This is a genomic window from Pseudomonas sp. 2725, assembly GCF_050434585.1.
GTDB classification, from domain to species: Bacteria; Pseudomonadota; Gammaproteobacteria; order Pseudomonadales; family Pseudomonadaceae; genus Aquipseudomonas; species Aquipseudomonas jessenii.
The window spans coordinates 32,584-59,467 of the sequence record NZ_JBNDIV010000012.1 but is presented as its reverse complement, the minus strand read 5'-3'; the positions used below and the strand labels follow the sequence as shown (position 1 = coordinate 59,467).

25 protein-coding genes and 3 pseudogenes are annotated in these 26,884 nt (G+C 61.1%); 17 read left to right on the top strand and 11 right to left on the bottom strand.

The features are described 5' to 3' along the window. Positions 1 to 106 precede the first annotated feature (106 nt). Positions 107 to 1,099: a diaminopimelate epimerase gene (locus tag ABIE16_RS27155; protein WP_429522295.1), complete on the top strand. Its 993-nt coding sequence runs from the start codon at positions 107 to 109 to the stop codon at positions 1,097 to 1,099. A 111-nt stretch (positions 1,100 to 1,210) separates the two neighbouring features. Here ABIE16_RS27155 and codA read toward each other — a convergent pair whose 3' ends face one another. The 4 genes from codA to ABIE16_RS27135 form a co-directional block, all read right to left on the bottom strand. Further along, positions 1,211 to 2,455 (bottom strand): cytosine deaminase, encoded by a 1,245-nt coding sequence (codA, locus tag ABIE16_RS27150; RefSeq protein WP_429522294.1) that lies wholly within the window; start codon positions 2,453 to 2,455, stop codon positions 1,211 to 1,213. Between the two features lie 223 nt (positions 2,456 to 2,678). Further along, positions 2,679 to 3,500, bottom strand: a complete 822-nt coding sequence (locus ABIE16_RS27145; RefSeq protein WP_429522293.1) for an alpha/beta fold hydrolase — start codon at positions 3,498 to 3,500, stop codon at positions 2,679 to 2,681. A 210-nt stretch (positions 3,501 to 3,710) separates the two neighbouring features. Beyond that, positions 3,711 to 4,067: a 6-carboxytetrahydropterin synthase QueD gene (queD, locus tag ABIE16_RS27140; RefSeq protein ID WP_008021670.1), complete on the bottom strand. Its 357-nt coding sequence runs from the start codon at positions 4,065 to 4,067 to the stop codon at positions 3,711 to 3,713. A 75-nt stretch (positions 4,068 to 4,142) separates the two neighbouring features. Next, complete coding sequence (locus tag ABIE16_RS27135) at positions 4,143 to 5,222, bottom strand: patatin-like phospholipase family protein (protein ID WP_150814160.1); 1,080 nt, start codon at positions 5,220 to 5,222, stop codon at positions 4,143 to 4,145. 225 nt (positions 5,223 to 5,447) lie between these two features. On the opposite strand from ABIE16_RS27135, the gene ABIE16_RS27130 reads away from it, so the two are divergent. From ABIE16_RS27130 to ABIE16_RS27115, 4 genes are read left to right on the top strand one after another with little or no spacing between them, the layout of a single operon-like run. After that, positions 5,448 to 5,756 (top strand): PepSY domain-containing protein, encoded by a 309-nt coding sequence (locus tag ABIE16_RS27130; RefSeq protein WP_429522292.1) that lies wholly within the window; start codon positions 5,448 to 5,450, stop codon positions 5,754 to 5,756. After that, the gene (locus ABIE16_RS27125) at positions 5,756 to 6,076 is read left to right on the top strand and encodes a PepSY domain-containing protein (RefSeq protein WP_090456822.1); all 321 of its coding nucleotides are present in this window, start codon (positions 5,756 to 5,758) and stop codon (positions 6,074 to 6,076) included. Before ABIE16_RS27130 ends, ABIE16_RS27125 begins: the two co-directional genes overlap by 1 nt. 3 nt (positions 6,077 to 6,079) lie before the next feature. After that, positions 6,080 to 6,748 (top strand): response regulator transcription factor, encoded by a 669-nt coding sequence (locus ABIE16_RS27120; protein WP_429522291.1) that lies wholly within the window; start codon positions 6,080 to 6,082, stop codon positions 6,746 to 6,748. After that, on the top strand, positions 6,745 to 8,061 hold the full coding sequence (locus ABIE16_RS27115) for a sensor histidine kinase (RefSeq protein ID WP_057714002.1): 1,317 nt from the start codon (positions 6,745 to 6,747) through the stop codon (positions 8,059 to 8,061). The genes ABIE16_RS27120 and ABIE16_RS27115 overlap by 4 nt, the downstream gene beginning before the upstream one ends. Before the next feature lie 166 nt (positions 8,062 to 8,227). Here ABIE16_RS27115 and ABIE16_RS27110 read toward each other — a convergent pair whose 3' ends face one another. From ABIE16_RS27110 to ABIE16_RS27100, 3 genes and pseudogenes are all read right to left on the bottom strand, one after another. Then, positions 8,228 to 9,904, bottom strand: coding sequence for an MFS transporter (locus ABIE16_RS27110; protein WP_218498108.1), 1,677 nt, complete (start codon positions 9,902 to 9,904; stop codon positions 8,228 to 8,230). A gap of 305 nt (positions 9,905 to 10,209) precedes the next feature. Next, positions 10,210 to 10,803, bottom strand: a pseudogene (locus ABIE16_RS27105) (methyl-accepting chemotaxis protein); the annotation flags it as partial. A gap of 264 nt (positions 10,804 to 11,067) precedes the next feature. Next, positions 11,068 to 12,138 (bottom strand): annotated as a pseudogene (locus ABIE16_RS27100) (HAMP domain-containing protein); the annotation flags it as partial. A gap of 580 nt (positions 12,139 to 12,718) precedes the next feature. On the opposite strand from ABIE16_RS27100, the gene ABIE16_RS27095 reads away from it, so the two are divergent. The 5 genes and pseudogenes from ABIE16_RS27095 (at position 12,719) to ABIE16_RS27075 (ending at position 17,102) form a co-directional block, all read left to right on the top strand. After that, a complete protein-coding gene (locus ABIE16_RS27095) occupies positions 12,719 to 14,035 on the top strand; it encodes a Na+/H+ antiporter family protein (RefSeq protein WP_056722503.1) in 1,317 nt (438 codons plus the stop codon). 53 nt (positions 14,036 to 14,088) lie between these two features. Then, positions 14,089 to 15,030, top strand: a pseudogene (locus ABIE16_RS27090) (cache domain-containing protein); the annotation flags it as partial. Positions 15,031 to 15,114: 84 nt separating this feature from the next. Next, positions 15,115 to 15,936, top strand: a complete 822-nt coding sequence (locus ABIE16_RS27085) for a methyl-accepting chemotaxis protein (RefSeq protein WP_372884022.1) — start codon at positions 15,115 to 15,117, stop codon at positions 15,934 to 15,936. A gap of 154 nt (positions 15,937 to 16,090) precedes the next feature. Continuing rightward, a complete protein-coding gene (locus ABIE16_RS27080; RefSeq protein ID WP_090456813.1) occupies positions 16,091 to 16,843 on the top strand; it encodes a C1 family peptidase in 753 nt (250 codons plus the stop codon). 103 nt (positions 16,844 to 16,946) lie between these two features. Beyond that, positions 16,947 to 17,102, top strand: coding sequence for a metallothionein (locus ABIE16_RS27075; RefSeq protein ID WP_079246731.1), 156 nt, complete (start codon positions 16,947 to 16,949; stop codon positions 17,100 to 17,102). A gap of 27 nt (positions 17,103 to 17,129) precedes the next feature. Here the strand turns inward: ABIE16_RS27075 and ABIE16_RS27070 are convergent, their stop codons facing one another. Together ABIE16_RS27070 and ABIE16_RS27065 are read right to left on the bottom strand one after the other, a co-directional pair. Further along, complete coding sequence (locus tag ABIE16_RS27070) at positions 17,130 to 17,408, bottom strand: hypothetical protein (protein ID WP_429522290.1); 279 nt, start codon at positions 17,406 to 17,408, stop codon at positions 17,130 to 17,132. A gap of 33 nt (positions 17,409 to 17,441) precedes the next feature. Beyond that, positions 17,442 to 17,669 carry a DUF6555 family protein gene (locus tag ABIE16_RS27065; protein ID WP_057714008.1) on the bottom strand — a complete coding sequence of 76 codons (228 nt, stop codon included), beginning with the start codon at positions 17,667 to 17,669 and terminating at the stop codon, positions 17,442 to 17,444. A gap of 145 nt (positions 17,670 to 17,814) precedes the next feature. Between ABIE16_RS27065 and ABIE16_RS27060 the strand changes: the two genes are divergently transcribed. From ABIE16_RS27060 to mnmH, 5 genes are all read left to right on the top strand, one after another. Continuing rightward, complete coding sequence (locus tag ABIE16_RS27060) at positions 17,815 to 18,594, top strand: AraC family transcriptional regulator (protein WP_057714009.1); 780 nt, start codon at positions 17,815 to 17,817, stop codon at positions 18,592 to 18,594. 105 nt (positions 18,595 to 18,699) lie between these two features. Continuing rightward, the gene (locus ABIE16_RS27055; RefSeq protein ID WP_079246732.1) at positions 18,700 to 18,873 is read left to right on the top strand and encodes a DUF1427 family protein; all 174 of its coding nucleotides are present in this window, start codon (positions 18,700 to 18,702) and stop codon (positions 18,871 to 18,873) included. Between the two features lie 27 nt (positions 18,874 to 18,900). Further along, entirely contained in the window at positions 18,901 to 19,857 is a 957-nt protein-coding gene (locus ABIE16_RS27050; RefSeq protein ID WP_429522289.1) for a quinone oxidoreductase family protein, read from the top strand. A gap of 190 nt (positions 19,858 to 20,047) precedes the next feature. Further along, a complete protein-coding gene (gene selD, locus ABIE16_RS27045) occupies positions 20,048 to 21,082 on the top strand; it encodes a selenide, water dikinase SelD (RefSeq protein WP_057714011.1) in 1,035 nt (344 codons plus the stop codon). Further along, positions 21,082 to 22,185, top strand: coding sequence for a tRNA 2-selenouridine(34) synthase MnmH (mnmH, locus tag ABIE16_RS27040; protein WP_057714012.1), 1,104 nt, complete (start codon positions 21,082 to 21,084; stop codon positions 22,183 to 22,185). Before selD ends, mnmH begins: the two co-directional genes overlap by 1 nt. A gap of 137 nt (positions 22,186 to 22,322) precedes the next feature. Here mnmH and ABIE16_RS27035 read toward each other — a convergent pair whose 3' ends face one another. After that, positions 22,323 to 22,994: a hypothetical protein gene (locus ABIE16_RS27035; RefSeq protein ID WP_057714013.1), complete on the bottom strand. Its 672-nt coding sequence runs from the start codon at positions 22,992 to 22,994 to the stop codon at positions 22,323 to 22,325. A gap of 367 nt (positions 22,995 to 23,361) precedes the next feature. On the opposite strand from ABIE16_RS27035, the gene ABIE16_RS27030 reads away from it, so the two are divergent. Then, complete coding sequence (locus ABIE16_RS27030) at positions 23,362 to 24,072, top strand: glutathione S-transferase family protein (protein WP_429522288.1); 711 nt, start codon at positions 23,362 to 23,364, stop codon at positions 24,070 to 24,072. A 156-nt stretch (positions 24,073 to 24,228) separates the two neighbouring features. Then, positions 24,229 to 25,203 carry a porphobilinogen synthase gene (gene hemB / locus ABIE16_RS27025; protein ID WP_090456805.1) on the top strand — a complete coding sequence of 325 codons (975 nt, stop codon included), beginning with the start codon at positions 24,229 to 24,231 and terminating at the stop codon, positions 25,201 to 25,203. Between the two features lie 136 nt (positions 25,204 to 25,339). On the opposite strand, the gene ABIE16_RS27020 is transcribed toward hemB, so the two are convergent. After that, positions 25,340 to 26,875 carry an FAD-dependent oxidoreductase gene (locus ABIE16_RS27020; protein WP_429522287.1) on the bottom strand — a complete coding sequence of 512 codons (1,536 nt, stop codon included), beginning with the start codon at positions 26,873 to 26,875 and terminating at the stop codon, positions 25,340 to 25,342. Positions 26,876 to 26,884: the final 9 nt, after the last annotated feature.

Sequence of the window (26,884 nt, the reverse complement as noted above, 5' to 3'; positions counted from 1 at the left end):
CGATCAGTGCCCGGAAAGTTTTACGGTCAAACAGGGCGATATGGTTGCACAGCGCCAGTGTTTTTCGCGATATGTTGAGCCATTCCAATGACATACGGAGGGCGCCATGGCGCAGAGGTACGATGCACGGGGCAACATTTACATCGTGGTAACGCCCGAAGAGCTGCGCCGTCAGGGCATCGACCTGCCCGACCAGGCCAGCCAGGCAGCGCAAACCCTTGAAGCCTGGGCGCCAGCCGCGATCGAGGCTTGCTGCAGTTGGGCTCCAGGCACTCAACCGTCCGGCAGCAAGGATCATCGCAGCGACGGTTTGCTGGTCGGACCGTTTCAGTCGTCGCCTCCCTTTGATCTGTTGATCGTCAACACCGACGGTACCCTGGCCGAGCGCAGTGGCAACGGGCTGACGATTTTTTCCCAGGCCCTCAGTGATCAAGGGCTGTTGCCGCAGAACGAAGCCTGTCTGCTCAGGGTTCACCACGACAAGGCTGATTCGCCTTCGCCGGGGCAGACTTCAGTGAAAGCCGCAGAGGTCGGGGACGTGAAGGGTTTTTGGCTCGATCTGGGCCAGCCGGGATTCGGGCCGTCGGCGGTCAGTGCTCACGGGGTTGAAGCGGCGATGTTCAATGGTCGCGAACTCAGCCACGTTGAACAATTGTCGGCACTCAATAGTGCATGGTCGCACAGCCAGTTCGCGCGGGTCGGCAATCCCCATTGCGTGACGCTGGTGGAAAGTGCCGAGGACCTGCCGAGCAACGAGCAGATGCGCGAGCCGGCGCTGGGTGAGGGGCTGACGCGAATCGCCTACGCCATGCCGGTCGGCGCAGGCAAGCCTTGTCCGGCGGGAATCAACCTGCAATGGGCAATGCGCGTATCCGAAGGACACATCGCCGCGCGGGTATTCGAGCGGGGCGAGGGGCCGACGGCGTCGTCGGGGACCAGCGCCAGCGCGGTGGCCTGTGCGGCCTGGCGGGCAGGTTGGGTCAGCGCCGGGGAGGTGAAGGTGACGATGCCGGGTGGCACGGCGCCGATCTTGCTGGCGGAAGAGTTGGGGGAGTTGAGTCGGGTCAGTCTGTTTGGTACGGCTCGAATGATTGGCTGACAGTTAGATAGCCATCGCGAGCAAGCTCGCTCCCACAGGTTTTGTGAACGACATAAAACCCCTGTAGGAGCGAGCCTGCTCGCGATGAGGCCAGTCCAGTCAGCGCAAGTTTCAGCCCAGCCCACTGAACTCCACCACCGGCATCGTCCGCTTCATCAAGACCTTGCCATCGCGCACCGAGTACAGCGGCAACCCCTGGCTGCGGATCATCTCGTAATCACTCTCCGCCGACAGAATCAGCAGGTTCGCCGGTCGCCCGCGCTCCAGGCCATAGCGATCGCCGAGGTTCATGGCTCGGGCGCTATTGTCCGTCACCAGGTCCAGCGCACTTTGCAGGTTGCGATAACCGAGCATGTGGCAGATGTGCAGGCCGGCTTCGAGCACCCGCAGAATGTTGCCGTTGCCCAGCGGGTACCACGGATCGACGATGGAGTCCTGGCCGAAGCACACGTTCATGCCTGCTTCCAGCAACTCGTTGACCCGGGTCACGCCCCGGCGTTTCGGGAAACTGTCGAAGCGACCTTGCAGGTGGATGCTTTCGGTGGGGCAGGAGACAAAGCTGATCCCCGAATGCCCGAGCAAGCGAAACAGTTTGGCGCAGTAGGCGTTGTCGTAGGAGCCCATGGCCGTGGTGTGGCTGGCCGTGACTCGCGAACCCATGTCGCGGCTGCGGGCCTCTTCGGCGAGCACTTCGAGAAAGCGTGAATGCGGGTCGTCGGTTTCGTCGCAATGCAAATCTACCAGGCAACCGCTGCGTTCGGCCAGGTCCATGAGAAACTTCACCGAGCTGACGCCCTGATCGCGGGTGTATTCGAAATGCGGAATGCCACCTACCACGTCGGCGCCCATGCGGATCGCTTCTTCCATCAATTCGCGGCCATTGCGGTAGGACTCGATGCCTTCCTGAGGGAATGCGACGATTTGCAGGTCGACCAGGTGCCGGCTTTCCTCGCGTACTTCGAGCATCGCCTTGAGCGCGGTCAGTTGCGGGTCGGTGACGTCGACGTGGGTGCGCACATGCTGGATGCCGTGGGCGGCGAGGGTCTGGATGGTTTTCTTTGCCCGGGCCTTGGTGTCTTCCTGGGTGATGGTCGCCTTGCGTTCGCCCCAGCACTCGATGCCTTCGAACAGCGTGCCGCTCATGTTCCAGCGCGGCTCGCCGGCGGTCAGGGTTGCGTCGAGGTGGATGTGCGGCTCGACAAAGGGCGGCACCACCAGGTTGCCGCCGGCATCCAGATCGTCAGGGCCCAGGGTCGGGGCTTCGATCTGGCGGCCGATGCTGCTGATCAGGCCGTTTTCCAGGTTCAACTCATGCAGGCCTTCCTGGTTGCGCAGACGGGCATTGATGATGTGCATCGGGCAGATCCTTTTGGCGAATCGTTTAGGCAATACTCTTACGTTAGCTCGCCAGCGGCGATTCCCGCCAGTGACATTGATCACCACCGTTCAAATGTGGGAGCGGCGGTGCGGCGATCCGACTTGCTCGCGAAGACGGTGTGTCAGCTACATAGATGCTGGATGTACTGCCGCTTTCGCGAGCAAGCCCGCTCCCACATGGGATTGGGTTTGTTCTGGGGGATTACTGCAGGGGCAAAAACCGCAGCAGCGCCGCGACTACCGCTTCGGGCGCGTCTTCCTGAACCAGATGACCGGCGTTGGGAATCGGATAAAACCGCGATCCGGGAATCATCTGCTGCAAGGCCCGCCCGCGTTCGATGGGAATCCACTGGTCATCTTCACCCCAGAGAATCTGCACCGGGCAGCGGATCGTCGAGTACAGGCCCTCGGCCTCGCAGGTATAGCGCTCGTTCATCTGCGCGATCTGCCGGTAGAACGCCGCTTGCCCCGGCTCTCCCAGCCACGGCTGAACATAGGGGGCGAGTTCGTGGTCCGGGATTTTCCGCTTGATCGCCCCGCGGATGTAAGCCGGCACGATCGCTTGCTGGATGTAATCGGGCAGTCCGCTGAAGGCTGCTTCATGCTGGCGCACATGCTGCACGAACGGTGAACCCCAGGGCGTGAGCGCCACCGGATCGATCAGTGTCAGGCTGCGGTAATCCTTGCCGTTGAGCAGGTGCGCGCGCAGGGCCGTGGCACCGCCAAAGTCATGGGCCACCACGTCGGGGCGATCCAGGCCCCAATGATCCAGCAACTGCGTCAGCAATTCGTTCTGCACACCCAGGGACACGTCACCATCAACTTTCTCGGATTGCCCGTAGCCCAGCAAATCGAAATAGTGCACCCGGTGCGTGGTGATGAAGTGCGGGGCAATCCGGTGCCAGACATAAGAGGAGAAGGGCGTGCCATGCACGAACACCAGCGGCGGGCCGTCGCCGCGCACGGCGTAGCGCACGGAGTGCCCTTTGAAGCGATAGGTCTGGGGCAGTGGCCAGTCAGTCATAGGTGTGTCCTCTTGGCGGGTGCGAGGCAAAAAGCATAGGCATAAAAAAACAGCCGATGAAGGCTGTTTTCTTTTTCTCTGACAAAACGCTGTTCCATTGTGGGAGCGAGCTTGCTCGCGATGGCGTTGTGTCAGTCACATCGATGTTGAATGTGGCGCCGTCATCGCGAGCAAGCTCGCTCCCACAGGGTTCTGCATTTGTCTGCCGGCTTATTCGCCGCGATAGATGCAACCGCTGGTGCAGGTCTCGTGGATACGGATCGCGCTGAGTTCCGGCAGCAGAGGCTTCAACTCCTGCCAGATAAACTTGGCCAGCACTTCGCTGGTCGGGTTTTCCAGGCCAGGGATGTCGTTCAGGTAGTTGTGGTCCAGACGCTCGTACAGCGGCTTGAAGATCTCTTTGATTTCCGAAAAATCGCGGATCCAGCCGGTGTGCGGGTCGAGGTCGCCGCTCAGGTGGATTGCCACTTTGAACGAGTGACCGTGCAGGCGCCCGCACTTGTGGCCGTCCGGTACGTGGGGCAGGCGGTGGGCGGATTCGAAGGTAAACTCTTTGAAAATTTCCACAGTATCTTCAGCTCTGTTCAGGTGGCGTTCGCCGCAGCGATTCGGGCAGGTGGCGAGTTTACCAGTTTGTCCTGACTAAAGGGTCAGCAAGCGCTCGCCCAGGCGACCGTTGGCGGCCAGTTCGAGGAATTCGTCGCCCAGGCGGCGGCTTTCGTCCATGGTCGTGCGCCAGTATTTCTGCCGGCTCGGGGCGTCGCCCATGAAACGCTTGAAGTCGTTACGGTCCGGCAGTTTGCCGTAGGGCAGGCGCGCCAGGTACTCCTTCGACGGCGCCAGCAACAGCACGTTCTGCAAGCGAGCCGGGCAGGCGCGGCGCCACGGCAGGGTCTTGTCGAACCAGCCGGGAATCACCCGGTCGGTGAAATGCGGGTACAGCACGATGTCGTTGCCGCTGTAGGGCAGGTCCAGGTGGTAATCCAGCAGACCGCCGTCGCGGAAGGTCCCGGCGCCGGCGCCCGGCAGATCGCGCACGCCTTGCATCACCATCGGGATCGAGCCCGAGGCCAGCAGGGCCTGGCGCAAGTTGCCGGCATTGAGGGCGACGAAGCGCGACGGGAAGTCATTCAAGGCATTGACCGGCGGCGCCAGGCGCGGGTCGTGGATGATCAGGCGTTCGAAGTGTCGTGCCAGCCGCGCCCGGCCGCGCAGGTTGTCGGCGATGACCGACGACAGGCCCAGCCCGAGGCGGCCGCGATGATCGTCGGCCAGCAGGCCGTGGCTTTTGACCACCATGATGTTCAGGCGGTAATGGTTGTTGTCGAGGATCGAGGCATCGCGACCGTCGAGCAGGTCATTGAGCATGCGCTGTGAGCTCTGGCTGATCTGCGCCATGGTCACGCCCTTGGCAAAGTGTTGCTCGGTGTAGAGCTGCCCGAGACGCCGGATGCCCTCGGCAGCGTCCGGCAGGCAGGCGCTGGCGAAGCGCCAGGAACCCACCGATGCGCCAATCAGCGAGCGTTCCCGCGGTGCCGCCGGCAGCCACTCGCCGAACAGCGCCAGGTCCAGACCCTGAATCCCCAGCGCTTTCGGACCGCCAGCCGCGCCAGGCAAGGTGCCGACGTCGGCGGCGTTCAAGCCGCTGTCACGAATGCGCGCAAAGGCACCTGGACCGGCCTTGAGGGTCAGGGAAGGGAACTTGATGTGGATGGCGGTCATTAAAGTCTCGAAGTCTGTTCAGCGGGCAGATTATGTGGGAGCGGGCTTGCTCGCGAAAGCGGTGTGACCGTCAACATGGATGGCGACTGACACGGCCTCTTCGCGAGCAAGCCCGCTCCCACAGGGCATTTGCGGTGTTGCCAATGATGGCAATTCAGTTTCAATTAAGTTCATCCGGTTAAGGTGGCACCCACAGGCAGCACCTGAAGAAATACGGAGACACCCATGAAAACCCTGACCACCCTGTTCACCGCGTCGATCCTCGGCATGACCGCAAGCCCCGCCCACGCCCGGGAACTTGGCCCGGATGAAGCGCTGAGATTGCGCGACGCTGGTACCATTGTGTCGTTCGAGACACTCAATGCCAACGCGGTGGCCAGGCATCCGGGTTCCACCGTCAGTGAAACCGAGCTGGAACAGCGTTATGGCAAATACCTGTACAAGGTCGAGCTGCGCGATCCCCAGGGGATCGACTGGGATGTGGAATTAGACGCTGTCAGCGGGCAGGTTCTCAAGGATCATCAGGATTCGTAATGAAGGTGTTTTTATTCAAGCGATGCACCGGTAGCCGGATGGCGCTGTTGCTTCTGGCATTTTGCTCGGCAGTGTTGGCCCGCGACCTGGATCAGGATGAGGCCTTGAGCCTGCGTCAACAGGGCGTGATCCTGCCGCTGGAGCAACTGCTGCAGCAGGCGATGGATCACTACCCCGGTGCGAAGCTGCTGGAAGCCGAGCTCGAAGAAAAACACGACGTCTACATTTATGAAGTCGAGCTGCTGACCCCTGAGGGCGTGGTCCGCGAACTGGGCATCGACGCCACCACCGGCCGTTTACTCAAAGACAAGGAAGACTGATCCATGCGTTTGCTCCTGGTGGAAGACCATGTGCCCCTGGCCGACGAACTGCTGGCCGGCCTCAATCGCCAGGGGTATGCGGTGGACTGGCTGGCCGATGGTCGCGATGCGGTACATCAGGGCAGCACCGAGCCTTACGACCTGATCATCCTCGACCTCGGTTTGCCCGGCGTGCCGGGGCTTGAGGTGCTGGCGCAATGGCGCGCGGCGGGGCTGGCCACGCCGGTGCTGATCCTGACGGCCCGAGACTCCTGGGCCGAACGCATCGAAGGCCTCAAGGCCGGCGCCGACGACTACCTGACCAAGCCATTCCATCCCGAAGAGTTGTTTTTGCGCATCCAGGCGTTGTTGCGCCGCTCCCATGGCCAGGTCAACCAGCCAACGCTCAAGGCTGCCGGGTTGCATCTGGACGAAGGTCGCCAGTGCGTTGTGCGCGACGGCGCGGACATTCAACTGACCGCCGCGGAGTTTCGCCTGTTGCGTTATTTCATGCTGCACCCCGAGCAGATCCTCTCCAAAAGCCACCTCGCCGAACACCTCTACGACGGTGAAACCGAGCGCGATTCCAATGTGCTGGAAGTCCACGTCAACCACTTGCGCCGCAAGCTCGGCAAAAGTGTGATTGAAACCCGTCGCGGCCAGGGTTATCTGTTCGGCGGGCAAACCCGGTGAGATCGATCCAGCGCCGCTTGAGCCTGGGCCTGATCAGCGTGATGGTGGTCGTTGGCCTGGTGCTGGCGCAAACCAGCCTGTGGCTGTTCGAATTGGGGTTGCAGCGCTACCTCGAAGCCGGGTTGCGCAATGACAGCGAGAACCTGCTGGCGGCACTGGTGCGCGGGCCGCAAGGCTTGCAACTGGATGAGCGACGCCTGTCACCGGCTTATCAACGGCCGTTCTCCGGGCATTATTTCCGCATCGATTTCGCCGACGGTCATTGGCGTTCCCGTTCTTTATGGGATCAGGAACTGCCGGTGCTCGATCACCCCGGCCTGCATGGCAACTTGCAACTGGGTCCGGAAGGGCAACAGTTACTGGTGCTGCGTACGGACTATCGACGTTCGGGGTTGCCGATCTCCATCAGCGTCGCCGAGGACTACACGCCAATTCGCGAAAGCTTCCGGCGCATGCAACAGCTCGGGTTTGGCCTCGGTTTGACGGCGCTGCTGCTGATTCTGCTGCTGCAACGGATTACCGTGCGCCGGGCCTTGCGTCCGCTGGAGCAGGCCCGCGAGCAGATTGCGCAGCTTCAGCAGGGCCAGCGTTCGCAACTCGATGATCAGGTGCCGGTGGAACTGGAACCACTGGTGGCGCAGATCAACCATTTGCTGGCCCATACCGAGGACAGCCTCAAGCGCTCACGCAATGCCCTGGGCAACCTCGGCCACGCCTTGAAAACTCCGCTGGCGGTGCTGTTGAGCCTGGCTTCAAGCGAGCAACTCGACGCGCACCCGCAATTGCGCAAGGTCCTCAAGGAGCAACTGGAGCAAGTCCAGCAACGGCTCAATCGGGAACTCAATCGTGCGCGGTTGTCCGGCGATGCGTTGCCGGGCGCACTGTTTGATTGCGATGCGCAACTCCCCGGGTTGCTGGCCACCCTGAACATGATCCATGGCGAACACCTGGCGCTGAGCTACCGCGCACCCACCGGCCTGCAATTGCCCTGGGATCGCGAAGACCTGCTGGAACTGTTGGGCAATCTGCTGGATAACGCCTGCAAGTGGGCGGATGCCGAGGTTCGCCTGAGTGTGGCCGAGACTGCAGAGGGCTTTGAACTCAACGTGGAAGATGACGGCCCGGGCATTCCCGAAGAGCGTCGCGATCAGGTGTTCGGCCGAGGAACGCGGCTGGATGAGCAAACCCATGGGCATGGTTTGGGGCTGGGCATCGTGCGCGACATTGTCGATAGCTGGGGTGGCAAACTGTCGTTGCTGGAAAGCGAATGGGGCGGGCTGAAGGTCGTCATCGAGTTGCCTAAACATACTTGAAGTCACACCAGGAACCCTGTGGGAGCGAGCTTGCTCGCGATGGCAATCTGTCTGACACATTGATGTTGAATGTGCTGACGCTATCGCGAGCAAGCTCGCTCCCACAGTGGTTTTTCATGGCCGCCGATTATGAGTACACCCGGTTCCACAGGGTGAGGTGTCAGGTTTATGTGTGATGAATCTCCCGATCCTTGGTTTCCGGCATGAAGAAAATACCCAGCACCGCCGTCATCACCGCGATGACAATCGGATACCACAGCCCGTAGTAGATATCCCCCGTGGCCGCCACCATGGCGAACGCCACCGTCGGCAGGAAGCCACCAAACCAGCCATTGCCGATGTGGTAGGGAAGCGACATCGAGGTGTAGCGAATGCGTGCCGGGAACAGTTCCACCAGCCAGGCGGCAATCGGCCCGTAGACCATGGTCACGTAGATCACCAGGATCGTCAGCAGTAGCAACACCATCGGGTAGTTGGTCTTGGCCGGGTCGGCCTTTTCGGGGTAGCCGGCGTCCTTGAGGGCGGTGGCGAGGGTGGCGGCAAAGGCGTCGTTCTTGGCCTTGAAGTCGGCGGCCGGCATGCCAGTACCCTCGAAGCTCTCGATCACTTTATCGCCAATGCGCACCTGCGCAACGGCGCCCGGCTCGGCGTCCGCGTTCTTGTAAGGGATGGCCCTTTTGGCCAGCACGGTCTTGGCCAAGTCACAGGAACTGGTGAATTTGGCCTTGCCCACCGGGTCGAACTGGAACGAACACTGGGCGGGATTGGCGACGACCGTGACCGGATTCTTCTCCTGCGCGATGAACACGTCGGGGTTACCGTATTGGGTCAGCGCGTGGAAGATCGGGAAGTAAGTCAGTGCCGCGATGATACAGCCCGCCATGATGATGCCCTTGCGCCCGATACGGTCGGACAGGCTGCCGAAAATGACGAAGAACGGCGTGCCGATCAACAGGGAGCCGGCAATCAGCAGGTTCGCGGTTTGCGGTTCGATCTTCAGCGTCTGCAACAGGAAGAACAGCGCATAGAATTGCCCGGTGTACCAGACCACGGCCTGGCCGGCGGTGCCGCCGAGCAGGGCCATGATCACGATCTTCAGGTTCTCCCAGCGTGCGAAAGATTCAGTCAGCGGCGCCTTGGAAGACTTGCCTTCGGCCTTCATTTTCACAAACACCGGCGACTCGTTGAGCTGCAAGCGGATGTACACCGAGATAATCAGCAGCAGGATCGACAGCAGGAACGGAATCCGCCAGCCCCAGGCTTCGAAGGCTTCAGTGCCCAGCGCGGTACGGCAGGCGAGGATCACCAGCAGTGACAGAAACAGGCCGAGGGTTGCGGTGGTCTGAATCCACGAGGTGAAGTAGCCGCGTTTGCCCTTGGGGGCATGTTCGGCCACGTAGGTCGCTGCGCCGCCGTACTCACCGCCCAGCGCCAGGCCTTGCAACAGGCGCAGGCTGATCAGGATGATCGGCGCGGCGACGCCGATGGTCGCATAGCCGGGCAGCAAACCCACCACGGCCGTGGAAATACCCATGATCACGATGGTGATGAGGAACGTGTGCTTGCGCCCGATCATGTCGCCCAACCGGCCGAACACGATGGCGCCGAAGGGCCGCACGGCGAAGCCGGCGGCGAAGGCGAGCAGGGCGAAGATGAAGGACGTCGTTTCGTTGACACCGGCGAAGAAGTGCTTGGCGATGATCGCCGCGAGGGAGCCGTACAGGTAGAAGTCGTACCATTCGAACACGGTGCCCAGGGACGAGGCGAAGATGACCTTGCGCTCCTCCCGGGTGAGCCCGCGGTTGGGCGTGCTGCCCGTGGTTGCATTGTCGATTGCTGCCATGAGTATTCTCCGTCTTGCTCTTGTTGTAGGCCGGAGTTCCCACCAACACTTACCGTACCCAGGCCCTGGGGCTGAAGTCATTGGATTACGTGGCTTGCATTCAGATTGACGCCCGAAGGCGCTGCAAGGTTCCATGAAGCATAATCGGCATGCGGCAGATATCCACTTGCCATCATTTGATGAGTGGGTGCAGAAACAAATGTGGGAGCGGGCTTGCTCGCGAAGGCGTCGGCACATTCAACATCTATGTGTCTGATACACCGCTTTCGCGAGCAAGCCCGCTCCCACAGGGGATGTTGCCGGGCTTAAACGCGGAACTGATCCATCAGGCTCTGCTGCTGGTTCGCCAGGCTATTGAGCGACTGGCTGACCCGCGCCGATTCATTGGCCTGGCCCGACAGCGACTCGGTCACGTCGCGGATGGTCGCCACGTTGTTGTTGATCTCCTCGGCCACCGCGCTTTGCTCTTCGGCGGCACTGGCGATCTGCATATTCATGTCGTTGATCACGGTCACCGCGTCACCGATCTGGCGCAGCGCCGTCACGGCCTGGCCAACCTGCTCGACACTGCCCTGGGCCTGACGATGGCTGTTGTTCATCGAACCCACCACCTCCTGGGTGCCGTTTTGCAGTTGTTCGATCACCAGACGGGTTTCTTCCACGGACTCCTGGGTACGCCGCGCCAGGTTGCGCACTTCATCGGCCACCACGGCAAACCCGCGCCCGGCCTCACCGGCACGGGCCGCTTCGATCGCGGCGTTGAGGGCCAGCAGGTTGGTCTGCTCGGCAATCGCACGGATCACTTCCAGTACGGTGCCGATCTTCTCGCTGTTGGCGGCCAGACCTTCGACCTGAACCATGGCCGTGCTCATGTCGGCGGCGAGGTTGTCGATGCTGGCGGTGGTGCGGTCGATCACGGTCAGGCCCTGACGGGTCGCCTGATCGGCATCGCGGGCGGCGTGGGCCGCCTGCGCGGCGCTGCGGGCGACGTCCTGGGCGGTGGCGCTCATTTCATGGGAGGCGGTCGCCACCTGGTCCACCTGGCGGTACTGCTGCTCCATGCCGGCGCTGGTCTGTGCGGCGATGACGGACGACTGATCCGCGGTGCTGCGGGCGTCCTGCACCGAGCGCTTCACTTCGGCAATGATCGGTTGCAGCTTGTCGAGGAAACGGTTGAACCAGCCGGCCAATTGGCCCAGTTCATCCTGCTTGTCGTAGGCCAGGCGGCGGGTGAGGTCACCTTCGCCGCTGGCGATGTCTTCGAGCATGTGCGCCACGCCGAGGATCGGTCGGGTGACGCTGCGGGCCATCAGCCACACCAGCAGCAGACCGAGCAGCGCGGCGAGCACCCCCAGGCCGAGCTCGACCAGGGTACCAGCGGTGTTGCTGTCGTCGAGTTGCTTTTTCAGGGCTTCGGCCGGGCCGACCAGGACTTTCTCCGGCACGTCGAGCAGCACGCCCCAGGATTTACCGTCGGGAATCGGCTGGAAGGGTGCCAGCACTTTCAGTTGCTGATGGCTGTGCAGGCTGGCGGTTTTGCTGCTGGCGGCGAGAATGCGCAGCAGTTCGGCGCCATTGGCCTTATCCACGGCATCCAGGCGCTGGCTGAGTTTGCCGGCGTCCGGGCTGTAGCCGGCGAGCAGGCCGGCCGGGCTGATGATGCTGACGCTGGTCTGGCCGTCATAGAGCTTCTTGCTCGCGCCCAGGCTGACCGCTTGCAGGCTGTTGAGGTTGATGTCCACGGACAGCGAGGCGATCACCTTGCCGTTGACCATCAGTGGGAAAACGATGCTGGTCATCAGCACGTTCTGACCGTCGATCTCATAGAAGTAAGGTTCGATCACGCACGGCTTGAGCGTGGTGCGCGGGCAGGTGAACCAGGCGTTGGCCGCTTCGCCGCTGGGGCCGGTGCTGGTGTCGGCCATGTCCTTTTCCGGCAGCGCCATGGACGTTACCTTGCCCGGCGTCGGCTGCGACCAGTAGAGGGCGAAACGACCCTTGTCGTTGCTGCCAAGCTCGGCCTGACCGGTGAACAGTTCGTCCTTGCCGTCCAGCCCATTGGGCTCGAACACCAGGGACAGGCCGAGCAGGTCCGGGTTGGCTTGCAGGGCTGACTTGACCTGGCGGGTCAGGTCTTCGCGCAGGTCGAAGGCATCGAGAAAGCGCTTCTCGGCCTGGTCACGCAGGAACAGCACCTGCCGGGAGAAGCCGTGGCCGTACTGATAGGCGTCCATGAACTGCTGGCGTATCCCCAGCGCCTGGTTTTCGCCCTGGGACTCGATCCGGGCCTGGGCCGCCTCTGTCAGCATCTCCATGCTCGAGGCTTTCACCAGCTCGGAGCTGTGCTCCATGCGGTACAGCGAAAGACCCACCAGCAGGGTCACGATGCCCGCCAGGCACAGCCCGGCCAGCAGGGTGATTTTCCATTGAATGGAAAGTTGTCTGAGCGACATGGAGACGTCCTTATTCGATAAATATCTGAGACTTTGCACTGTAACGGCCGGGATTTTGGTTTCTTTATCCCGTCTATCGGCGATCAAACACTTCCCCCCTGTAGGAGCGAGCATGCTCGCGATGGTCGTCAACGATGACGATGGAAACCTGATCCCCCCCGGTGCTCTCAGGTGCATCGCGAGCTAGCTCGCTCCTACAGGTCATGACATGTCGTTACATATCGACAGCGTCGAGGTGCTTTGACAAGGAGGTGACGCTGCGGCACAGTGCGCGCCCTCTAATAAAACCCATTCCTTAATCCGCTGGTGGCTCTTCGCAGACTGCCGGACGGAGTCTTTTCGTTTGTATCGAGGTAATGAAATGAATGCAGTAATTGCCGCGGTCGGCATCATGCTGATCCTCAGCCTGTCCCGCGTGCATGTGGTGATCGCCTTGATCGTCGGTGCGCTGGTCGGTGGCTTGACCGGTGGCCTGGGAATCGAGGCGACGCTCAAGGCTTTCAACAGCGGCCTCGGTGGCGGGGCGACGGTGGCGTTGTCCTACGCCTTGCTCGGCGCTTTCGCCGTGGCCATTGCCAAGTCCGGCATGGCCCATGCGCTGGCCGACAAGGCCCTGGCAATGGTCGACCGCCAGCACGCCAGCGGCGGTGGCCAGGTCAAATGGCTGCTGATTGGCCTGCTTTGGGTCGTGGCCATCGCCTCGCAGAACATCTTGCCGATACATATCGCGTTTATTCCGTTGCTGGTGCCGCCGCTTCTTTATGTGCTGACCAAGCTGCAACTGGACCGTCGACTGATCGCCTGCGTCATGACCTTCGGCCTGATCACGCCCTACATGTTCCTGCCGGTGGGCTTCGGCAACATCTTCCTCAATGAGATCCTGCTGGCCAACGTCGCCCGCAGCGGCGTGGACATCAGCGGCATCAACGTGACCCACGCCATGGGCATTCCGGCCCTGGGCATGGTGGCGGGCCTGCTGATCGCGTTTGTCAGCTACCGCAAGAAGCGTGTCTACGACCTGGCGAAGATCGAACAGGTCGAGCAAGTGGCGGTGCAATACAACCCGCTGAGCCTGATGGTGGCCGGCGTGGCCATCGCGGCGGCGTTCATCATTCAGTTGTTGCTCGATTCGATGATCATCGGTGCGCTGGTCGGCTTCCTGATCTTCTCGGTGTCGGGCATTGTCAAATGGCGTGACACCGACGACCTGTTCACCGAAGGCATGAAAATGATGGCGATGATCGGCTTCATCATGATCGCCGCCTCCGGGTTTGCCGAAGTGATGAAGGCCACCGGTGAGGTGCAGACGCTGGTCGAGTCGTCGGCGTCGTACATCGATCACAGCAAAGGCATTGGCGCCTTGCTGATGTTGCTGGTGGGGTTGCTGGTGACCATGGGCATCGGCTCATCGTTCTCCACCGTGCCGATCCTGGCGGCGATCTTCGTGCCGCTGTGCGTGCAACTGGGCTTCAGCCCGTTGGCGATCGTGTGCATCGTCGGCACGGCCGGTGCCCTGGGTGACGCCGGTTCACCGGCTTCCGACTCGACCCTGGGCCCGACTTCCGGCCTGAACATCGACGGCCAGCACCATCACATCTGGGACACCGTGGTCCCGACCTTCCTGCATTACAACCTGCCGTTGCTGGCGTTTGGCTGGGTAGCTGCGATGGTCCTGTAACCAATTCCCTTCTGATTACCCTGGATCAAAATGTGGGAGCGAGCTTGCTCGCGATGGCGGTGAAACAGTCAACATCTATTTGGCTGACAGTCCGCTATCGCGAGCAAGCTCGCTCCCACAGGGGATCTCCACTGCTCCGATTGACTGCGTTCAACTTTTGCCCTGGCGTGCCGTTAAAGCTTTTAACCACGCCAACAAAAATCAAAAGAGTGAACGTCATGCGCATGAGCCTCAAGGCAAAAGTCCTGTCCCTTGCCGTCCTCCCGGTGTTGCTGTTTGCGCTGGTCATCAGCCTGACCACGCTGTTCATTCTTCAGGATCAGGCGCGCAAGGAAGTCGAGCAGACCCGCGAACGCCTGCTCAGCGATGCCAAGGCAACCTTGCAAAGCTACGTGGCCGTGGCCATGACCACGATCAAACCGCTCTACGACGCCGCCGCCCCCGGCGATGAGGCGGCGCGGGCCCAAGTGATCAAGCTGCTGTCGAGCATCACCTACGGCAAGGACGGCTACTTCTTCGGCTACGACTCCAACACCGTGCGCCTGTTCAAGGCCAACAGCCCCGAGGGCGTGGGCCAGAGCTTCAAGGACAACCGCGACCCGAACGGTGTCTACGTCAACCGCGACCTAGTGAAAGTCGCCAAGGACGGTACGCACTACCTGCAATACAGCTCGCCATTGCCTGGCAACACCCAGGTGCTGGTGCCCAAGCTCGGCTACACCGAATACCTGCCGAAGTGGGACATGGCAGTTGGCACCGCAGTCAACCTCGACGGCATCGAAGCACAAGTGGCCGTGGTCGAAGCCAAGGTCCAGGAGCGCATGCAAGGCATGGTGCTGAGTATCGTTGGCGTAGCAGTCGTGGTGCTGTTGGTGATCGCTGCTGCCGGGATGCTGCTGGCCAACACCATTCTGCGTCCGCTGCATCTGATGAAAGCCAACCTCGACGACATCGCGGCGGGCGAAGGCGATCTGACCCGCCGCCTGACCATCACCAGTCAGGACGAACTCGGTGAACTGGCCGGTTCGTTCAACCGTTTCGTCGACAAGATCCACGGCCTGGTACGGCAGATCACCGAAATGACCTCGCAACTGACCGGACTGGTGAACCAGGTGTCCGACCAGGCCAACCGTTCGGACCAGGCCATGGAACGCCAGCGTCACGAAACCGATCAGGTGGCCACAGCGATCAACGAAATGTCGGCGGCGGCCCAGGAAGTGGCCAAGAGCGCGCAGAACGCCGCGGTAGCAGCCCAGCAGACCGACGAAGAAGGGCAGGCGGCCAAGCGTGTTGTGGCCGGCAGCATCGAGAAGATCCATGCCCTGGTGGACGACATCCGCAGCAGCGGCGTGTCCCTGGACAGCCTGCAAAAAGACGTGTCGTCGATTGTCAGCGTGCTCGGGGTGATCCGCTCGATTGCCGAGCAGACCAACCTGCTGGCGCTCAACGCGGCCATCGAAGCCGCCCGCGCCGGCGAGGCCGGGCGCGGCTTTGCGGTGGTGGCCGATGAAGTGCGGGCGCTGGCCAGCCGCACGCAAATCAGCACCCAGGAAATCCAGGGCATGATCGACCGTTTGCAGGCCGGCACCCAGTCGGCGGTGGAGGCGATGCGTCGCTCCAGCGAGGCCGGCGACGGCACCTCGGCCCAGGCCAACGAGGCGGGGGCTTCGCTGGACACCATGGCTCAGCTGATCGCGACCATCAACTCGATGAACGCACAGATCGCCAGTGCCGCCGAAGAACAGACCGCCGTGGCCGAAGAGATCAATCGCAGCGTGCACCAGATTGCCGTGGCGGTGGACAGCGTCGCCGACGAAACCCAACTCGGCGCGCAAACCTCTCGCAGCCTGGCCGACCTCGGTCAGCGCCTGGGTAGCCTGGTCGGGCAGTTCCGTATTTGACAGTTATGGTTAACAACGCGAAATGGTGTGGTTTTTATAACTAAACAGTATTGAACAACTGTCATATTTGACAGTTGTTGCCGTTGGCTTATTGGTCTTTCATTTCAATGACATAGCGAGGTAACTGCAAACCATATAGAAACAGGGGCTAAGTATGAGGTTTTGGCAACTCTCATGTTTCATCCTGGTTGGCGGCTGTGCCGTTACCGTGACGGCACAGGCTCTGGATATACCAAGCTCAGTGGACTGGCGTACCCAGGGAGCTGTTACCAGAGTCAAGCAATTGGGGACTTGTGGCTCCGGTTATGCTTTTTCAGCGGTGGGTGCCCTGGAGGGCGCATTGTTTTTGCAAACCGAAAGACTGGTCGAGCTTTCCGAGCAGCAGATTCTTGATTGCAGCAGTGAGCAAGGTAATCAAGGATGTGATGGCGGGCTGATGGATTACACCTATGACTACGTCAAGCAACACGGTATTCAGTCAGAAGAATATTACCCTTACACAGGCGGCGGGGGACGCTGTGATGCAGGCATGATCAAGGCTGTCGCCGCCAATACGGTGACCTATACGAATATTCCTCGTGGCGACGAGGAGGCACTGCGCCAGGCCGTAGCCAAAGGGCCGGTATCGGCGGCGATTGACGCTTCCGACAACTTTAAAAAATACTCCGGCGGGGTATTGAATGATGAAGATTGCGATGAAAATGATTTGAATTACGCCGTGCTTATTGTTGGTTATGGCACCGAAGATGGCGAGGATTATTGGCTGGTGAAAAATAGCAGGGGGCCGGAGTGGGGGGAGGCCGGGTATATAAGGATGTCCAGAAACAAAGATAATCAGTGTGGCATCGCCTCTTACGCGTCATTCCCTGTCCTCGCGAAACGGATAATTCATCAAGGACTCAAGTAGTGCGCGATACGCGCTGTTGCGGTGTTGCAGTCGACCCCTACACTGAAAAGCACGGGTTGTTTTCATCTCCCCCCGACGACCACCACCCACAGGAGTCAAACCCATGACTGAGCGTATATGCGATTGTCCGAAGTGTTCCTGCAAACTCGGCGAGCACCCGATCGTGCGTCACGGCAAGCACTATTGCTGTGAAGCCTGTGCCAAGCATCACGAGCACGGTGAGGAGTGCGCCTCCCAAGGCTGCAAGTGTGCCCACTGAAAACCACGGCATACGCAAAAGTGGAGCCTAGTCCGGCTCCACTTCCAGCCTGAGGCTGTCATCTTCCAGGCGTTCGCTGTGGCGGACGGTGCCTTGCAAGCGCCGCCCTTCGACCCGCAGCACCAGGGTCTTGGCTTGCTCCAGATCTTCCGGCAGTGGAGCCGGGACGCGTATGGCGAAGCAGAATGGGTCATTTTCGACCTGTTCCAGTCCGATTCGGCACTCGGTGCTCCTGGTGATGCGGCCGCTCGGCGTGTCCAGATCGTAGTCCAGTTGCACAGGGCTGTTGACGGGTGTTGCGCTCATATCCCTTCCCCCGAACCTGATGGTTACCGGATCTTAGTTCGCCGGCCGCCACTTGACGTTTTCCACGCCGAATTTTTCAGCCATCGGCTTGCTGGTCTTTTGCACCTTTTCGCGTCCGAATCGGGGGATTCGCCCCACCCCCGCGTCACAACTCGCCCAATGCCAGGCTTCTGCGTTATCCATTTTTTCCAGTCGGATGATGAATGATTTCGGAGCACCATGGAGGGTGTACTCGATGACGAATAATTTTGCACTGTTCATAAAGCCCCGGTTCCTCCCTGTTGTACATAAAAGGATCGCGCGCCATCAGAAAAATTCACTCGGATTGTCAGATACCGGCGGTTGCTGGCGACACGTTCGGCGCCTCGTTACCATGAAGCCTTCCCGTACCCAATGAACATAGACCATGGCCCTCGCCGCACCACCTGACCTGAGTGACACCGATGTGCCTGTGCAACCGCTGGCCCGCACCTATCCGCGCGGGTTGTACATCGAGCCCCATGAGCACGTCTGGGGCCAGTTGCTGTATGCGATGAGCGGGGTGATGTGGGTCGAGACGCCGCATGAGGCGCTGGTGGTGCCTCCGCAACGGGCGGTGTGGTTGCCGCCCGGCGTGCCTCATGGAATTCGTGTGGTATCGGACCTGCAAATGCGCAATATCTACCTGCGGCCGTCCCTGGCGGCGACCCTGGATGACAGCGTTCAGGTGATCGAGGTCGGCGGTTTGCTGCGCGAACTGATCGTCGGGCTGGTGGAGCAGGGTAACGACGGGGCGCCCGAGTATTACGACGCGCTGGTGGGCCTGGCGCTGCTGGAACTCAAGCGGGCCAGGCGTTCGCTGCTGAAAATTCCGCTGCCGGACGATTCCGACCGACGGCTGATGAACCTGTGTCAGGCGGTCATGGCCGCGCCATCACTGGACATTCCTTTCGAACAACATGCGGATAATGCCGGAGCCAGCGTGCGCACCCTCGCGCGGCTGTTCAAGGACGGTTTGGGCATGGGCTTCGCCGAGTGGCGGCGTCAGGTGCAATTGGCGACGGCGGTGGCCGAGCTGATCCAGGGCGTACCGGTCAGCGCGATTGCCCGGGAGCTGGGATATTCGCCGAGCAGCTTCAGCGACATGTTTCGTCGTGAGCTGGGCGTTGCCCCTTCGCAGTTTCCAGCGGCGCAACGCCAGGACTGATTTCGTCGAAGCCAGGCTTTGGCCGAAATTCAGAAGCACTTGACCGATGATCAAAGGCGTCGCCCCCTAGACTTGGCGCATACCTCAATTGCCCCGGAGTCTGCCATGAACTACCTCGTGTCATTGGCCATCGGTCTGGGCGTCGGTCTGCTCTACGGCGCCCTGGATTTTCGTTCCCCCGCACCCCCGGCCATCGCCCTGGTGGGCCTGCTCGGCATGCTCGCCGGCGAAAAACTCTGGCCGATGGGGCGAGGGCTGGTGGCTGGCTGGATCTCCTGAACCCTTTTCGACTCGATGGATACGCCCATGAAAGCTCTGCAATTCGATAAAACCGGTGATCTCTCGGCCCTGCGCTACGTTGAGGTGCCTACCCCCGTTCCCGGCGCCGATGAAGTGCTGGTCGAGATCAAGGCCGCGGGCCTCAACCCCAGCGATGTGAAGAACGTGCTGGGCCGTTTTCCCTACACCACCTTGCCGCGGATTCCCGGTCGTGACTTTGCCGGTGTTGTCGTGGCCGGCCCGCAGGCGATGATCGGTTGGGAAGTCTGGGGCACGGGCAAGGAACTGGGCTTTTTCGCCGACGGTTCCCACGCGCAGTTCGTCAAGCTGCCGGCCAACGGCGTGGCGCTCAAACCTACGCATCTGAGCTTTGCCCAGGCCGCCAGCCTTGGCGTGCCGTACACCACGGCGTGGGATGCGCTGGAGCGCAGCCTGGTGACGGCCGAAACCCGATTGCTGGTCATCGGTGGCGGGGCAGTCGGCAGTGCCGCGCTGGCCTTGGCCAAGGTGCGCGGTGCCCAGGTGTTGGCGGCCGCGCGGCGTCCGGAGCAGGTCAAGGATTTGCAGGACCAGGGCTACCAGACCCTGCAACTGGATAAACCCGAAGACTTGGGCGCACAGGTCAACGCGGTGTATGCCGGCGGTGCCGACGTGATTTTCGACACCACCGGTTTCTGGCTGCCGGCCTCGGTAGCGGCCCTGGCCGCGTTCGGCCGCATCGCGATCATCGCGGCACCCGTGGACGGTCACGTGCAGTTGCCGGCCCTGGCGTTGTATCGCAAGGGTGGCTCGGTTGTGGGGATCAACTCGTTGCTGTACGGGGTGCAGGCGTGTGCGGCGATGCTCGAACAGTTCGGCCGGTTCTTCGATCAAGACCTGTTGCCGTTGCCCCAGGGCTTGTTCGAGTCGCCATTGGCCGAAGGCCTGGAGCGTTATGCCGAGGTGAATCAGGGCAGTGGTGACAAAGTGATTCTATTGCCATAACCGCGATCAATGTGGGAGCGAACTTGCTCCGGGCGGCGTTCCGACGATGGCGGAGTATCAGCCGGCATGGATGTCGGCTGTGAAGGCCTCTTCGCGAGCAAGCCCGCTCCCACAAAGCCCGAGGCTGTGCAACGCCTTGCGCATGCCTCGCTCTGCTAGAATCGGCCCATTGACCCAATGAGGTACCCCTATGAGCGAGCCGATTCGCCTGACTCAGTACAGCCACGGCGCTGGATGCGGTTGCAAGATTTCCCCCCAGGTGCTGGAAGTGATCCTGGCCGGCAGTGGGGCGCAGAACCTCGACCCGAAACTTTGGGTCGGCAATGCCTCGCGCGATGATGCGGCGGTGTATGCAATCGATGATGAACGCGGCGTGGTCTCGACCACCGACTTTTTCATGCCGATCGTCGACGATCCCTTCGATTTCGGTCGAATTGCCGCCACCAATGCCATCAGCGACATCTATGCGATGGGCGGCGATCCGTTGATGGCGATTGCGATTCTGGGCTGGCCGGTGAACGTGCTGGCCCCGGAAGTTGCCCGGGAAGTGATACGCGGCGGTCGTTCGGTGTGTGACGCGGCGGGTATCCCGTTGGCAGGTGGGCACTCCATCGACGCGCCAGAACCGATCTTTGGCCTGGCCGTCACCGGTCTGGTGGAAAAGCGCCACATGAAGCGCAACGACACCGCCACGGCCGGTTGCCTGCTCTACCTCACCAAGCCCCTGGGGATCGGCATCCTTACCACGGCCGAGAAAAAGGGCAAATTGCGCAACGCCGACATCGGCCTGGCCCGGGACTGGATGTGCACCCTGAACAAACCCGGCAGCCGTTTCGGCAAGCTCGACGGTGTGACCGCAATGACTGACGTCACCGGTTTCGGCCTGCTCGGGCACCTGGTGGAAATGGCCGACGGCAGCCAGCTCACGGCGCGCATTGAATATGACCGCGTACCGCGCCTGCCGGGGGTGGAGTATTACCTGGAACAAGGCTGCGTACCGGGCGGGACTCTGCGCAATTTCGACAGCTACGCCAGCAAGCTCGGACGCCTTCAGGAGCTGCACAAACGTGTGCTTTGCGACCCGCAGACCAGCGGTGGCCTGCTGATTGCCGTGACGCCTCAAGGCAACGAGCAATTCCTCTCGGTGGCCGCCGAACTGGGCCTGAGCCTGGAACCGATCGGTGAACTGGTCGAGCGACAGAGCAACGCAGTCGAGGTGTTTTGATGTTCGTCGACTGCACTGATTACCGCGACATTTTCCTCAACGACCGGCCAATGATGGACGCCCGCGCGCCGGTCGAATTCAACAAGGGGGCGTTTCCCGGCGTGATCAACCTGCCGTTGATGAATGACCATGAACGCCAGCGGGTCGGCACCTGCTACAAGCAGCACGGCCAGCAAGCGGCCATCGTGCTGGGGCATCAACTGGTGTCGGGCGCGGTCAAGGCCGAACGCATCCAGGCCTGGGCCGATTTTGCCCGGGCGCATCCGGATGGCCTGCTGTATTGCTTTCGCGGCGGCCTGCGCTCGCAGATTGTCCAGCAATGGCTCAAGGACGAGGCCGGCATCGACTATCCACGGGTGGGCGGTGGCTATAAGGCCATGCGCACCTTCCTGCTGGACACCCTCGATCAAGCCGTGACCCAGTGCAATTTCGTCTTGCTGGGCGGGATGACCGGCACCGGCAAAACCGAGGTGCTCACGCAACTCGACAATGCCGTGGACCTTGAAGGTCATGCCAACCATCGCGGCTCCAGTTTCGGCAAGCGCGCCACGGGCCAACCCTCGAATATCGACTTCGAAAACCGCTTGGCCGTAGACGTACTGAAAAAACGCGCCCGGGGCATCGAGCAGTTCGTACTGGAAGACGAAAGCCGTGCGGTGGGCAGTTGTGCCTTGCCGTTGCCGCTTTACCAGGGCATGCAGCAGTTTCCGATGGTGTGGCTTGAAGACAGCCTGGAAGGGCGGGTCGAGCGGATCCTGCGCGATTACGTGGTGGATCTGTGCGCCGAATTCATCGACGTGCATGGCGAGGAGGGCTTTGCGCTGTTTTCCGAACGCTTGCTGGCAAGCCTGAACAATGTGCAGAAGCGCCTGGGTGGCGAACGTCATCGGCGCATGCTGGTTTTGATGGAGGATGCGCTGGCCGAGCAGGCCCGCAGTGGCGCGGTGGATCTGCACCGGGGCTGGATCGAAGGCCTGCTGTGCGAGTATTACGATCCGATGTATGCGTTTCAGCGGGAGAAGAAAGACGCGCGGATCGAGTTTGTCGGGGAGCGGGGGGCGGTTCTCGAGTATCTGCGTGAGCGAGTGAATCAACGAAAGTGATGTAGGTTTAACTGGCCCTATCGCGAGCAAGCTTGCTCCCACAGGGTTCAGTAGTGCTCATGCCTTCGTGATCACACTGCAAATCCAATGTGGGAGCGAGCTTGCTCGCGATGAGGCCGGATCAGGCATTACAGGTTTCAGGTCGGACAGGTTTCGGCACCATTATCCAGGCCTTGCTTGTACACATGGCTCTGCAAGCTGGCCTTGCCGTTGTGCCAGGTCAGGGTGAGTACATACAGCGAGTCGTAGTCGCTGGACTCCCAGTCATCCGTGATGGTCATTTTCTTGCCGGTGGCGTCGCCGGCTACCTTGTTGATCAGCTCCGGCAGATAGCCGTGGGACCAGGCCGTGTAGATGACCGCATTGTGGTACTTGTCGTGGAGCAGTTCATCGGCCAGGTCACTGGTGTCATTGGCGGAAAAGTTGATGTTCACCGGCAGGCCAAGCTTGATGGCGCTGGGGCTGATGGTCATCAGTGGGCGGATGTAACTGTAGGAATTGTCGAGCTCGCCTTCCTCGACGTTACGCGTCGGGTTCGCCGCAAACACATAGTTGGCCTTGCCGAACTTTTCCGGCAGCAGCGTGGCCAGGTCGATGGCGCGGTTCAGTCCCTGGCAATTGAGCTGGCCCAGGCCTCCGGCGGGTTTTTCCCCGTGGCGCAGGAAGACCAGCGTCTGGGTGCCATCCATCGGTTGGGCGCGACTCAGGCCGGACTCCAGCGTCAGGCACACCGCGCTAACCACCAATAAGGCGGGCAACAAAAGGTAAGCGCGATGTTTGAAGCGTTTGGCAAAATTAAACAGATTCATGTGTAAAGGGTCTTCAGCGTAATTCGGTTAAGGCTGACAAACCTCTACACCACGATTGTCCTGCGTCGGGTGTTTTCCATGTCATTGAAGCCGGTCCGTCATCAAAGGGGTGGTTCTCAGAGTCCCCTGAGCCCGTTTGGTTCGATTCCGGCCGAGTGGGCGGCAATGTACCGGTAACCTTCACGGGTTTGCAGCGAAGGTTATCGACAGGATGTTGCACAATTGTGGACACGCTACACCGGATGGCGTTGAAACCGTCGTGATTTCTTTTGATCTCGCCTATCAGCGAGATCGATGGCTTCAAGGGATCGCTGAGCCGATATCTACATTATGATCGTCACTCTCAATGTCTTCGTGGATCGTGCCCATGACCGATTTGTCCGCATTCCCCATCACCCGCAAATGGCCTGCCCAGTATCCGGAGTGGATTCAGCTGTACTCCTTGTCGACCCCCAACGGCGTCAAGGTCTCGATCATGCTCGAAGAGATCGGCCTGCCGTATGAACCTCACCGGGTAGGCTTCGACACCAACGACCAGATGTCCCCGGAATTTCTTTCCCTGAATCCCAACAACAAGATTCCGGCGATCCTCGACCCCCACGGTCCGGACGACCGGCCGCTGGCGCTGTTCGAGTCGGGCGCGATTCTGATCTACCTGGCCGACAAGAGCGGGCAACTGCTGGCCCAGGAATCGGCGCCGCGCTACGAAACGATTCAGTGGCTGATGTTCCAGATGGGCGGTATTGGTCCGATGTTCGGCCAACTCGGGTTTTTCAACAAATTCGCCGGCAAGGACTACGAAGACAAGCGTCCCCGTGACCGCTACGTCGAGGAAAGCAGGCGCCTGCTCAAGGTGCTGGACGATCGTCTGCAGGGGCGCGACTGGATCATGGGCGAGCGCTACACCATCGCGGACATCGCCATTTTCCCGTGGGTGCGCAACCTGATCGGCTTCTATGAAGCCGGCGATCTGGTGGGCATCCAGAACTTCCCTAACGTCACGCGGGTGCTGGAACGCTTCCTGGCGCGACCGGCGGTGGTGCGCGGGTTGCAGATTCCAAGCCCCGTCTCCAGCTGATCCACCGCATTACCTGTGGGAGCGAGCTTGCTCGCGAAAAACGTAAGGGCAACGCGAGCATTCAGACAATGCGCGTTATCGTTTACGACCATCGTCGGAACGCCGCCCGGAGCAAGCTCGCACCTACATCTTGTCCTCTGAAATTCAGGAAAACCCATGTCCAGTCAGTTCCCCGAAGCACGCCCACGCCGTCTGCGCCGCAATGCGAGCCTGCGCAGCCTGTTCCAGGAGACCGAGTTCAGCCTCAACGACCTGGTACTACCGATTTTCGTCGAAGAAGAAATCGACGACTTCGTGCCGATCAACAGCATGCCCGGCGTGATGCGCATTCCCGAGTCGAAGCTGGCCGGCGAGATCGAGCGCTACGCCCGTGCCGGGATCAAGTCAGTGATGACCTTCGGCGTCTCCCACCACCTGGACAGCAGCGGCAGCGACACCTGGCGCGAGGACGGCCTGGTTTCGCGCATGTCGCGCATCGCCAAGGACGCGGTGCCGGAAATGATCGTAATGTCCGACACCTGCTTTTGCGAGTACACCGACCATGGCCATTGCGGCGTACTGCACAACCATGAAGTCGATAACGACCAGACCCTGATCAACCTCGGCAGGCAAGCCGTCGCGGCGGCCCGGGCCGGTGCCGACGTGATCGCACCCTCGGCGGCCATGGACGGGCAAGTCCAGGCGATTCGCCGGGCGCTCGATGATGCCGGGTTTACCCAGACGGCGATCATGGCCTATTCGACCAAATTTGCTTCGGCGCTCTATGGCCCGTTCCGCGAGGCCGGCGGCAGTGCGCTCAAGGGCGACCGTAAAAGCTACCAGATGAACCCGATGAACCGCCGCGAAGCGATACGCGAATCGTTGCTCGACGAACAGGAAGGCGCTGATGCGCTGATGGTCAAACCGGCCGGTGCATACCTGGACATCATCCGCGACATCCGCGAAGCCTCACGCCTGCCGCTGTCGGCCTATCAGGTGAGCGGTGAGTACGCGATGATCAAGTTTGCCGCCCAGGCCGGGGCCATCGATGAAGACCGTGTGGTGCGTGAGAGCCTGGGGGCGATCAAACGTGCCGGGGCAGACCTGATCTTTACGTACTTTGCGATGGACCTGGCGCTGGCGGGGATCTAGGCACCAGCGCATATCCCCCTTGTAGGAGCGAGCTTGCTCGCGATGGTCGTTAACGATGACGCGTGTTTACTGACTAACCGCGGCGCCCTTGAGTCCATCGCGAGCAGGCTCGCTCCTACAGGGAGATGTGGTGTTCTCAGGGCGCGCCAAAAAACGGCCGGATCCCGTGATCACGGAAATACCGTTCGATCACTTTCGGGTCCGCACAAGTTTCGGCAATCGCCACATAGGTATCGGGCCGCAACAGATAAAAGCCGTTGCGCCCCAGGCCCGCGGTTTCGAACGCCGGTCGCCAGTCGAACACATGCAGTGGTAAATGGTGCTCGTGGCACCAGGCGATCATCTCGTCGCTGGTGTCGCCATAGACATGCACCTGCCAGGTCAGGCACTTGAGCGACTCAAAATTATCCCCCTCACCGTCATGGGCCCAGGGCAGGCGATCGCCACCATGCACGTGCCCGGCAACGCCCGTGCTCAGCGGCATTCCACGATAATTGAGGGTGATCTGCGACACCGTGCGAAACATGAATTCGCGAGAGGTTTCGAACGAGGTTATTTTCGGTATCAAGAACGGGGCCAGGCGTGTACGCAGCAAGTCGGCAATTCGCCCATCGGCAGTGACGAAGTTAAATACCCGGTCGGTGGTGGCCACCAGTTTGCGTGCAAACGCGATGCGCTCGGTTTCATAGGTGTCGAGCAGTCTGGCCTCTGCGCCGCCGCTCAACACGGCCGCCAGTTTCCAGGCCAGGTTGATGGCATCGCCAATCCCGGTGTTCATGCCCTGGCCGCCCGCCGGGCTGTGCACGTGGGCGGCATCCCCCAGTAAAAACGCCCGGTCTTTGCGGAAGTGATCCGCCACCCGATGATGTACGCGATAGGTCGAAAACCAGTTCAGTTGCTCGATCTTCACCTTCATGTGCTCGATGGCCCTGCTGCTGACGTCCTCGAAGCGCAGGGTCTCGGCGTGTTCGTCGCGTTCGTCGCGTACCGTGCCGATCAAGCGCACACGACCACTGCCGGCCAACGGGAACACGGCGAGGAAGTCTGCCTCGTCGAGGTCCACATGCAGTTCACCGTTGAATGTCGGGCCGCTGCCCTGTACGTCGGCGACGTAGAAAATCTGCTGGTAAGTCCCGCCGGGAAACCCGGTCTCCAGGGTTTTGCGCACAATCGACCGGGCACCATCGCATCCGGCCAGGTAACAGGCCTGGCAGATTTCCTGCTGACCGTCGGGCAAGTGCAGCGTGGCCGTGATGCCGTCTGCGGTTTGCTCGAAGGCCGCCAGTTCGGTGTTGCGTTCCACTGTGATACCGAAAACGTTCAGGCGCTCGATCAGCAGCCGTTCGTGTTCGTCCTGGGGGAAAATCTCGAGAAACGAGTAGGGCGTCAGGCCTTCACCGATCTGAGACAGGGGCAGGCGCGCCACGGGCTCACCCTTTACCCAGAAGTTGCCGGCCGTTACTTGATGTCCGTTTTGCACCACGGCGTCGTCCAGTCCGAGCTGGCGATACAACTCCAGCGTCCGTGCCTGGACGGCCAGCGCCCGGGACGTGGTGCCGGGGGCGGAGGTTTTGTCGACGATCCGCACGCGCACGCCGAGTTTGCTCAGCCACAACGCCAGGACCAGCCCGGTGGGGCCGGCACCGATGATCAACACGTCGCTGCGGTGCATGAACCTGTC